Consider the following 8,271-nt stretch of genomic DNA (forward strand, 5'->3'; position numbering starts at 1 on the left):
GCGCTTCACCGTCGGCGACCGGGCGTACGTATTCTTCGTCACGTCGGACTGTCGGAGCGGGCTCGCCTTGCGCCGTGTTACCCACCTCCAGAACCGAACGGCGAACAGGAGCGTGGAGCCAAATCCGATGACGACCAGGAACGGCAGGAACAGGGCCAGCGCGTAGACGTCGGTCCTGAGGTTGTGCTCGGCGACGGAGTTGGCAGGGTTCGTCGCCTCGTAGAATAGGCCGGTCTGGTCGCCGGGTGCGAACTCCGGCGGGGTACGGACGTCGCCGCGCAGAGTGCGTCCGCTGTAGGTGGCGCCGTCGATGACGAAGCTATAGTCGATCGTGAGCTGGTACTTCGGCGCACCGTCCTTGAACGATCCGACGCGTTCGACCGAGCTGCTATCGATGACGCCCGTGGTGTGGGTGCCAAACCAGAGCAAGCTCCCTTCGCGCACGAGGCGCGGACCCATGACGGCTGCGGCGATGGCGCCGGCGGCTCCGAGAAGCAGCACCGCCACGGCGAGCAGAACGAGGTAACGGCGCTTGGTGGCGTTGGCCCAGGCGTCGAAGTTCGATTGCCTCCAGAAAACGTCCCGCGGGACCTCTGCACTCATGGCTTTCATTCCCCTCCCGTCATCGGCCAGCGTTCCAGCGTAGCTTGCCGTCGCGGTGCGCGCTGTGCCCCGGGGTACATTGTGGCGTTGCCGTATGCCCTCGTTGCGCAGGACGCCCGGCTTGAACGCGTGGGTCGGCGGCGCTGCAATGGGCTTTTTTGTCCACGCTCTTTCAACAGGGCATCCCGGCGACTTGGTTTGTCTAGGAGGTCTCTGCTAGACTACCACAGCATAAGTACGGAGGCATAGAATGCCCATCGGGGGCGTGCGCGATTGCATCCATGGCTCCTGGGCCGCGATCCTGTCGGCGGGGGTGACGACGCTGTTCCTCATCTCGTCCGCGCAGGCTGGAAGCGGAGCGAACTTCGTCACTTACAATCATCATATGGCGGACAAAGGCGAGGCGGAGATCAGCGTCTACTCCGACTTCTCCTCCGTGGGTCTCGCCGAAGGCTATGCGGCGCAGCTCGTCGAGCTCGAGTACGGCGTCACCGACCGTTGGACCTCGGCGCTCTATTTCGAGGGTGTTGCGACGGAGGGTGAGTCTTACGCCTTCGGCGGCTGGCGCTTCGAGAACCGCGTGCGCCTCTTCCGTGAGACCGTGCCGTTCAACCCGGTGCTCTACATCGAATACGAGCAGCCCGAGCCAGAGCATCGTTACAAGCACACCGTCACCGGGCGCACCGATGGTGAAGAGGAGGACGAGGAATCGACCGAGCATGAGATCGAAAGCAAGCTCATCCTCGGGCAGGATCTTTCGGAGCGCCTCGACATCGCCTTCAACTGGATCAACGAGGCTAATCTCGATAACGGCGACTGGGAGTTCGGCTACGCCGCCGGCCTCAACTATACGCTCTTCGAGGTCGAGGGCGGACGCGAGTCGTTTTTCGGCGGCTTCGAGGAGGTGAAGCTCGGCGTGGAGCTGTTCGGTGGTCTCGGCGACAGCGTCGAGGGGCTCACGCTCGACGGCGGCAAAACCGAGCAGTATGCGGGGATCAATCTCCTGGGCGAGCTCGAAGGTGGGCTCGAGATTGGCGCCGGTGTCGCATTCGGCCTCACCCGGGACAGCGAGGACGCCATCGTGCGCATGCGGCTCAGCTACGAGTTCAAATAGCCGGGCGAGCCTGCGGTGGCGCGCGGCGTGAAAGTTTGCCTCTCGGAATCTCAGGCAGGATCAAAGAGCGGGACGGACGAGGGTAAGGCCGGCACGTGGCGCCGGGGACAAGATTCTGCGGCGCGGGCCTGGGCGGTGAAACCGCGGCCGCATCTATTGCACCGCGCCGTGCCTGATGGCCTCGTATTGTGCCTTCGCCTTCGCGAACTTCGTCTCGAACAGCCACATGGCATCCAGGATCTCGCGATAGGTCGCCTTGGTCTTGGCGCGGTTGGCCTTGCCGAACGTGAACATGCTGTTGTTGCGCAGGAAGCCCATCACCTGCCGGCTCGTGACCGTGTAGTTTGCGACGTCGCCGGATTTCAGCGCGGCGCGGGTCGGTGTCGGCACGATCTGGATGAGTTGGAACAGCTTCATCTGGTCGATCTCGTCGGGCAGCATGCGCGTGATTTCGGGAATCTCCGCGAACAGGTCGGCGTGCGCGTTCATGAGGCCGTTGCGCACGGCCGTCCAATGATTGAAGCGCTGGTCGATGCCCTTGGCGCGGGCTTCCTCCGCGTCGTCACGGGCGGCGAGCTTCGGATCGAGCTTCGCCACCTTGGCCTTGATGGCGGCCCACTTCCGCTGTCCGCGTTTGTCCTCGGCCGGGCCCGTCTGCAGACTGCCCTTGTAGGTGGTCGAGCGCGCGTTGCCGATGTTCTGGCGCGCGTTGGTCTCGGCGAAGAAGATGCCGAGCGCGATGCGGCCCGCCGCGTCCGCAGTTTCGGGATCGGCTCCCTTGGCGCGGGCGATGACGCGTCCAAGATCGACCACGTCGCGCATCGGCGTGTCGGAGGCCTGCGCGTATGCGGGTGGGGCTTGCAGCACCTTGAAGATCTCGGCGTAGTCCTCGATCAGGGGCTCTATGGCGACGTCGAAGTGGTCCGGCGGCACGCCGTATTTGTTCGGCGGTCCGATGCGCTCCGGCATGAGCTCGGTGAGGTCCTTGTAGGTGCTCATCACCTTCATGCGGGCGAGGTAGATGGCTTGTCCCGGGCGCGGCGGCAGCTTTTTTGCGTGCTTCTTTTTTGCGACGGGTGGCGGTGCCTTCGCTTGTTCCGAGAGGGCGTCGATCTCGGCTTTGCGCTGGGCGAGCACGGTCTTGAACGCGGCGAGGGCCTTGTCGTAGGCGACGACGGCGGCCGCCTGCTGCTTGGTGATTTTCTTGGGAGCGGGCGGGATCGGCTCGGCGTGCGTGGGCGTCGTGAGGCCGGCGGTGAGGAGCCACGGCGCGGCGATGGCGAGCGCCAGCATCGCGTGACGGCGGCGGGACGCTTGGGACGAGTTGAGGCACATCACGCCGTGACGCTAGCACGGACCACGTGGCAAAGATCGGCCGGTGAACAGCGCGAAGCCAGCGTGGGACGCGCCCCGCCGGCTTCACGCCATCGCCTCGCGGCGGCGTCAGAACTGGATCCAGAGGCCCTCGCGCCAGTAGCCGCGGCCGCGGCTCTCGCGCCAGCGGTATTTGTGCTTGTCGTGGTCGCCCCACTTCCAATCGTCCGGGTGAACGTGGAGGCGGAACTCGGGCTTGTACTCGTACCGATGCTTGACGCGCCAGCAGTCGCCTTCGTCGTTGCAAACGATAGCGGCGGAGGCGCTCGTGGCGGTGAGCGCAAGCACGGTGCCGAGGGCGGCGCCCGCGAGCGCGATACGCGTCGCTGTGATGCTCATGAGTGTTCTCCTTAGGTAGTGTTGCGTCGTGGTCTGCAAACGCTCCGCCCGCCCATTGGTTTCGTGCGCAACTTTAGGGATGTGGGTGCGTTGGCGTCACGCGTGCGGGGTGTGGCCGGTGCGTGGGCGCGCTGGGATAGCCGCGGGGACGCATGTCTCGCGGGTGCGGGCCGGTTCGGTTCAAAGAGCGGGTCGCGCCGGAGGCGCAAGTGAAGTTCGATCCCCTTTCGGGGGTGGAGCGGCGGAAGCCGACCACTGGACAGATGCGGCTTTCGCCGCTCCACGCAAACGCCTCCACCGGTAACGCAGCCCCGCCCGCGACCATCCAACCGCCGACGAGTTGGTCTCCTCGATGAGCGAGACCGCTGCGCACACTTCCAGAACTAGCTGATGGAACTAGCAGAGAGGGAAGACGCCGCCCCCGCTCGCCGCGATGTCCAGCTCACACCGGACCCCCGAATGAGCGGGATGAGGCAAGGTTAGATGCGGTGCGAGGCAGTGGGGATAAGATTTGTGATTTGCTGTTTGCGGGCGCGAGCGTTGCGCAGGCGTTTTAAAGCACGCGGCACACTTCGAAACGCGTGTTCACGCGCGTTTCGAAGTGTGCCGCAGAAGTGGGGGAGCCGCGACTACGAAGGGGTGGCTTGTAGCGAGGGTGCCACGCAACATTGTGGATTCGCGCGCCGGTAGGCGCTCGGATGTCTGTACACGTTAATGTGCGAAGCGCATTGTGCTCGTCATTGCCAATTCATTTGTATTGCGGGGTGGGCGATGTCGTGCGGAGAGGAAACACTTTGCCATGTTCTAACTTGGATTACCGAGAACGAACTCGCGGCGCGGAAGATCAATGATGCTCTAGTCAAATTTGGGCAGGACACCACAGGCACGACCGCACTCGTCGTGGCCTTCCTACAAAAATATGGGTCCACGATCATTGGATTATTTGGCGCCGCGTTCGGCGCATGGAAGTGGTGGCTCTATCACGAGCGAGTGCTTCACAAGCGGCTGGACGAGTACATCGGTGCAAGAGATGCGCGCCTGAGGGACGTGCGGGACAAGGCGCTCAATGCCATACAGCGACCGGCTCCAGGCCAGACTCTCGTCGCTCCATCATTCGTCAATTCCGATTTGAAAGCCGTTCTGCGCGAGAACCGGTGGGACAATGGGGCCGTCGCTCCGGCAGTGCTCATGAGTGCCGACTGGCAGTTGGGTAAGGCGATAACGTCAATAACAAACAGGCTTACCATCGCGGAGCGCGAGGCCGTTTCCCTGAGGCAGGAGCTTTGCACGGCGCATAGCCTGCGCGGTGCGGTTGCCGCTGCGCGGTCGGGCGGCGAAGCGCATTTGGACGCGCTCGCTCATTTCCGAAACGCTCTCAGTTTGCCCGGCCATTCGCACGACATCCAGATCAAGGAACTCGAGGCTCATCAGCTTCGGAAGCTCGGACACTTTGATGCCGCCGAGGAAGCGTATGAGTTCGTGATCGAGCTGGCTCGTAACCTGCCGTCCGAGCGCGACCGGGATATCGTTGCTGCAAGGGCAAAGCGGTATCTTGCCGAAATCGAGGCTACCCCCTGGACCGCTTACATGCGCATGCGCGCGGGCCTTGAAGGCAACCAGTACGCGCCGGGTCCCATAGTACTATTGGATCGCTGTCAGCCGCTTTCGTCCTGGGAATGGGTCGAGAAGGGCGACATGCACTATTTCACGGCTCTTCTCGCCGCTGAGCAGGACTTCAATAGGATTGAAGCACAGAATCTCAACGACGCAGACGCGGCCTATGAGGCGGCGCTTCGGGCGATCAGAAAAAAGCGCTGGGAAATCGGGAAGTCGACGTCACGGCTGCGGAAGAGCATTCGATACGGTCGGCAGCGTGTTGCGGACGCGCGTACGCAGAAGCGCTACGACAGGGCATGGTTGCCACGCTGGTCAGATCAGGCGCAGAAACCAGCCGCAGAAGTAGGCGGCGCCGGAAGCGATCAGGCCGTTGCCGAAACTACGTAGGACGGTAGCGCGGAGTGTGTCGGTGAGGCCAAGCTCCTGGCCGCGCCGGTAAAGCGCGTGATGCTCAGCGTATGAGGTGGAGGCGAGCGCGATCGCGCATGCGGCGACGGCCCAGATGCCGATGTCGGCGAAGCCCGCGACGCTGGCCGCGAAGATGGAAATGAATCCGAGCAAATCCGGACTCCCTTGGCCGCGACGCGCACGGGTGGAGCGGCAACTCTCTGTGTGCCGCGATTCGGGCGCGACGGTGAGGAAGGGCTGTGAATTTGCTGTGGGGAGGTTTGTTGCCGAGTGCGGTTTGTTTTGGCTGCTTAAATTTCTAACTTTTCGCGCCGTTCCTGCCACGACAATTCGCGATCTGGCCAACTAGCTGGGCGATTCAGGCTTCCGGTCTTTGTGGTCGTGTCACCATAGGCATTCTCGAGGTTCAACTTATCTTCTATGAAGCGGGTGTCCAGCTTGGTGAAATCTACGTCGTACACGCTGGCGTCTTTCAAGACGTTTCCGAAAAAATGAGTCTGGCTGAGGTCGACGCCAGAAATATCTGCATGCGCGAAGTTGTTTCCTCCAACTCCGCTCTTCGCGAGGTTCGCGTTTCTAAAATTCGAACGAGAAAGATCACAGGAGATTAGGCCGCCGTCACGGAGATTGGCCTCACTCATATCACATCCGCGGCCCTTCGCCTTCTGAATATCGGCTCCTTTTAGGTTTGCGCCGGCAAAATTGGCGCCATCGAGATTAGCTTCGTAAAACGTGGCGTTCTTGAGTATCGCGCTGTAGGCGGTGACCCCAATCAGGCTGGCGTTATTAAAAATGCAATTTGAAAAATTTGCGTCTATAAGTTCGCACTCATCTAGGTGCGCGCAATTGAAGTCGACGTGAGTAAACGTGGCGTTGGTTGCTCCGGTTTCATCGTCATACCACCTTGAAAAACGAATCTTTTGAAGATTCACGCCAGATAGATCAAGTCGGAGTCTGTGTTTTCTCTCGAAAGCTGTGCCGCGAGAGCCTCGGCGCGCTAGTACGTCGATAGCAACCTGAATGTCGGTTGGTGGCGTCGGGATCTGTTCTCTAAATTTTGCGAGCGCGCTTTCAAGGTCTACCGCGTCTGATGTGGGTTCAGTAAATATGGTTGGTGGCTGCGAATTGTTTCGGATGTAGGAAGCTAGTACCTCCATTACTCGCCAGTAATCCTTTGCGGAATCATGGGCTATGCGTTCAAGGGCGAGGATTGCACCTATTCGTTGTTCTGTATTAGGTTTTCTTGTGGGCTGTCCGGATTTGTCAATGCCCTCTTTCTCGGCGCCCAGCTGCTCGACCGCTTTGGTGAATAGATCAGTTAAGTGAGTTTGCTGGACTGTTTCTGCCTGTTTCCAAGCAACCAATGTTCGCCACGCTACAAAAGGGGTGCCCAGCAGCGCTCCAAGACTAAGTAGTATGTCCCTCAATTCTGTGACGTTTGAGGAGGGCGTTGTTTGGGCTCGCCATAAGAGGTCGTAGATCAGAGGAGCGGCGGCGACGCAATACAAAGCGGTTACAAGCGGAACTGTCGCATTTCTTGAGAACGTGATCGCCTTGTTGAAAGCTGTGCTCGCTATTCGCCCAGTCTTTTTTATGACGTGCCGGGTGCGACGGTACCTTGTTTCGATCCACCAGCGAGTTTGCTCCAGAACTTTCGCAATTTTTTTCTCATTGGTCATAAGTTAAATTTAGCACTGGCACGCATCTCTAGTTACTCCTTTGAATAATGAACTTGTGGATAATGGATTTTGCACCGGCCAACCTCCTCGATTGCCGCTCCGACAGATGTTTTTGGAGCGGCGTGCTTCTTGGTGCGCTGAAATGGTGTTCAGAGACCACAAATTGCGAGCACCCCATGAGCAACACCGCATTCTCAATCATCGTTGTTCCGTATGAGCTGGGTCGGCTCCGGCATGGGGTCGGCTGTGGTCCGGAGCACCTGCTTGCGCGTGGAGCTGTGTCGGCGCTGTCATCGAACGGCGCTGCCGTTCGTTGCCACACGATCGAGCTTGATCCGAAATTCACGAGCACCGGGTACGGCGAGGCCGATGCGGCGTTCGAGCTGATACGGCTCGTATCCGAGCAGGTTCGGCGTGCGCGCGAGAGCAACGCGTTTTCGGTCGTTCTTGCGGGAAGCTGCTTCTCGGCGGTGGGTGTCGTCGCGGGCCTTGGAGAAGCCTCGCCCGGAGTCGTGTGGTTCGACGCGCATCCTGACTTCTGCGAGCCCGCGTCGACGATCTCGGGCTACTTCGACAGCATGGGTCTCTCTGTGGTCACGGGAAGCGCCTGGCAGGGACTGCATGCGACGATACCGGGTGCTTGTGCCGTGCCGGAGACGGCGGTCGTGCTGGCGGGGGCGCGTTCGTTCGACGATCCGTCGGAGGTTCGCCGCCTCGAGGCTTCGAATATCCGCCAACTTAGCTGCAAGGAGCTGCGCACGCCGGAGACGCTGGTCGAGCAGATCGGCCGTTTATCGCCCGATGTCACGGGGCTTTATGTGCACATCGACCTGGACGTTCTCGATAGGACGATCGCGCCCGTGAATGTGTTCGGTGCGCCGGATGGTCTCGACGGCGGCGAGCTCGACCGGCTGCTGTCTGCGCTCATGAAGGCAACGCCAGTGCGCGCCGTGACACTCAGCGCCTACGATCCTGCGTTCGACACGGAGGATCGCGTGCCGGGAATCGCGCTCGCTCTGCTGCGTACGATCGCGGAAGGCGTTTGAGCTTCGCGGCCGGTGTGCGCACTCGCTCCTTAGACGAGGCGGCTCTGCTCCATGGCGGCGGTGATGAAGCTTTTGAAGAGCGGGTGGGGCT

General features: G+C 61.1%; 8 protein-coding genes. 3 read left to right on the forward strand and 5 right to left on the reverse strand.

Annotation, left to right across the window (positions count from 1 at the left end; genetic code table 11):
• Positions 1 to 603 (reverse strand): DUF3592 domain-containing protein (locus QZV93_RS14235; protein ID WP_295559293.1); only part of this gene is annotated, 603 nt, incomplete at its 3' end.
• A 250-nt stretch (positions 604 to 853) separates the two neighbouring features.
• On the opposite strand from QZV93_RS14235, the gene QZV93_RS14240 reads away from it, so the two are divergent.
• Positions 854 to 1,717 (forward strand): hypothetical protein, encoded by an 864-nt coding sequence (locus QZV93_RS14240; protein ID WP_295559294.1) that lies wholly within the window; start codon positions 854 to 856, stop codon positions 1,715 to 1,717.
• A 153-nt stretch (positions 1,718 to 1,870) separates the two neighbouring features.
• Here QZV93_RS14240 and QZV93_RS14245 read toward each other — a convergent pair whose 3' ends face one another.
• Entirely contained in the window at positions 1,871 to 3,010 is a 1,140-nt protein-coding gene (locus tag QZV93_RS14245) for a hypothetical protein (protein WP_295559295.1), read from the reverse strand.
• 150 nt (positions 3,011 to 3,160) lie between these two features.
• Positions 3,161 to 3,430: a hypothetical protein gene (locus QZV93_RS14250; RefSeq protein ID WP_295559296.1), complete on the reverse strand. Its 270-nt coding sequence runs from the start codon at positions 3,428 to 3,430 to the stop codon at positions 3,161 to 3,163.
• A gap of 771 nt (positions 3,431 to 4,201) precedes the next feature.
• On the opposite strand from QZV93_RS14250, the gene QZV93_RS14255 reads away from it, so the two are divergent.
• Positions 4,202 to 5,434 (forward strand): hypothetical protein, encoded by a 1,233-nt coding sequence (locus tag QZV93_RS14255; RefSeq protein ID WP_295559297.1) that lies wholly within the window; start codon positions 4,202 to 4,204, stop codon positions 5,432 to 5,434.
• On the opposite strand, the gene QZV93_RS14260 is transcribed toward QZV93_RS14255, so the two are convergent.
• Positions 5,360 to 5,608 carry a hypothetical protein gene (locus QZV93_RS14260; RefSeq protein ID WP_295559298.1) on the reverse strand — a complete coding sequence of 83 codons (249 nt, stop codon included), beginning with the start codon at positions 5,606 to 5,608 and terminating at the stop codon, positions 5,360 to 5,362. The genes QZV93_RS14255 and QZV93_RS14260 overlap by 75 nt on opposite strands.
• 137 nt (positions 5,609 to 5,745) lie before the next feature.
• The gene (locus tag QZV93_RS14265) at positions 5,746 to 7,134 is read right to left on the reverse strand and encodes a pentapeptide repeat-containing protein (protein WP_295559299.1); all 1,389 of its coding nucleotides are present in this window, start codon (positions 7,132 to 7,134) and stop codon (positions 5,746 to 5,748) included.
• A gap of 176 nt (positions 7,135 to 7,310) precedes the next feature.
• Between QZV93_RS14265 and QZV93_RS14270 the strand changes: the two genes are divergently transcribed.
• Positions 7,311 to 8,180 (forward strand): arginase family protein, encoded by an 870-nt coding sequence (locus QZV93_RS14270; RefSeq protein ID WP_295559300.1) that lies wholly within the window; start codon positions 7,311 to 7,313, stop codon positions 8,178 to 8,180.
• The last annotated feature ends 91 nt before the right edge of the window (positions 8,181 to 8,271 follow it).

It is taken from the genome of uncultured Hyphomicrobium sp. (genome assembly GCF_902826555.1).
In the GTDB taxonomy this organism is placed as follows: domain Bacteria; phylum Pseudomonadota; class Alphaproteobacteria; order Rhizobiales; family Hyphomicrobiaceae; genus Hyphomicrobium_C.

What these genes read in the sequence shown, in the direction of transcription:
- QZV93_RS14240 (WP_295559294.1), top strand. Translation starts at nt 854, where the DNA reads ATGCCCATCGGGGGCGTGCGCGATTGCATCCATGGCTCCTGGGCCGCG.
- QZV93_RS14245 (WP_295559295.1), bottom strand. Translation starts at nt 3,010, where the DNA reads ATGCTGGCGCTCGCCATCGCCGCGCCGTGGCTCCTCACCGCCGGCCTC.
- QZV93_RS14250 (WP_295559296.1), bottom strand. Translation starts at nt 3,430, where the DNA reads ATGAGCATCACAGCGACGCGTATCGCGCTCGCGGGCGCCGCCCTCGGC.
- QZV93_RS14255 (WP_295559297.1), top strand. Translation starts at nt 4,202, where the DNA reads ATGTCGTGCGGAGAGGAAACACTTTGCCATGTTCTAACTTGGATTACC.
- QZV93_RS14265 (WP_295559299.1), bottom strand. Translation starts at nt 7,134, where the DNA reads ATGACCAATGAGAAAAAAATTGCGAAAGTTCTGGAGCAAACTCGCTGG.
- QZV93_RS14270 (WP_295559300.1), top strand. Translation starts at nt 7,311, where the DNA reads ATGAGCAACACCGCATTCTCAATCATCGTTGTTCCGTATGAGCTGGGT.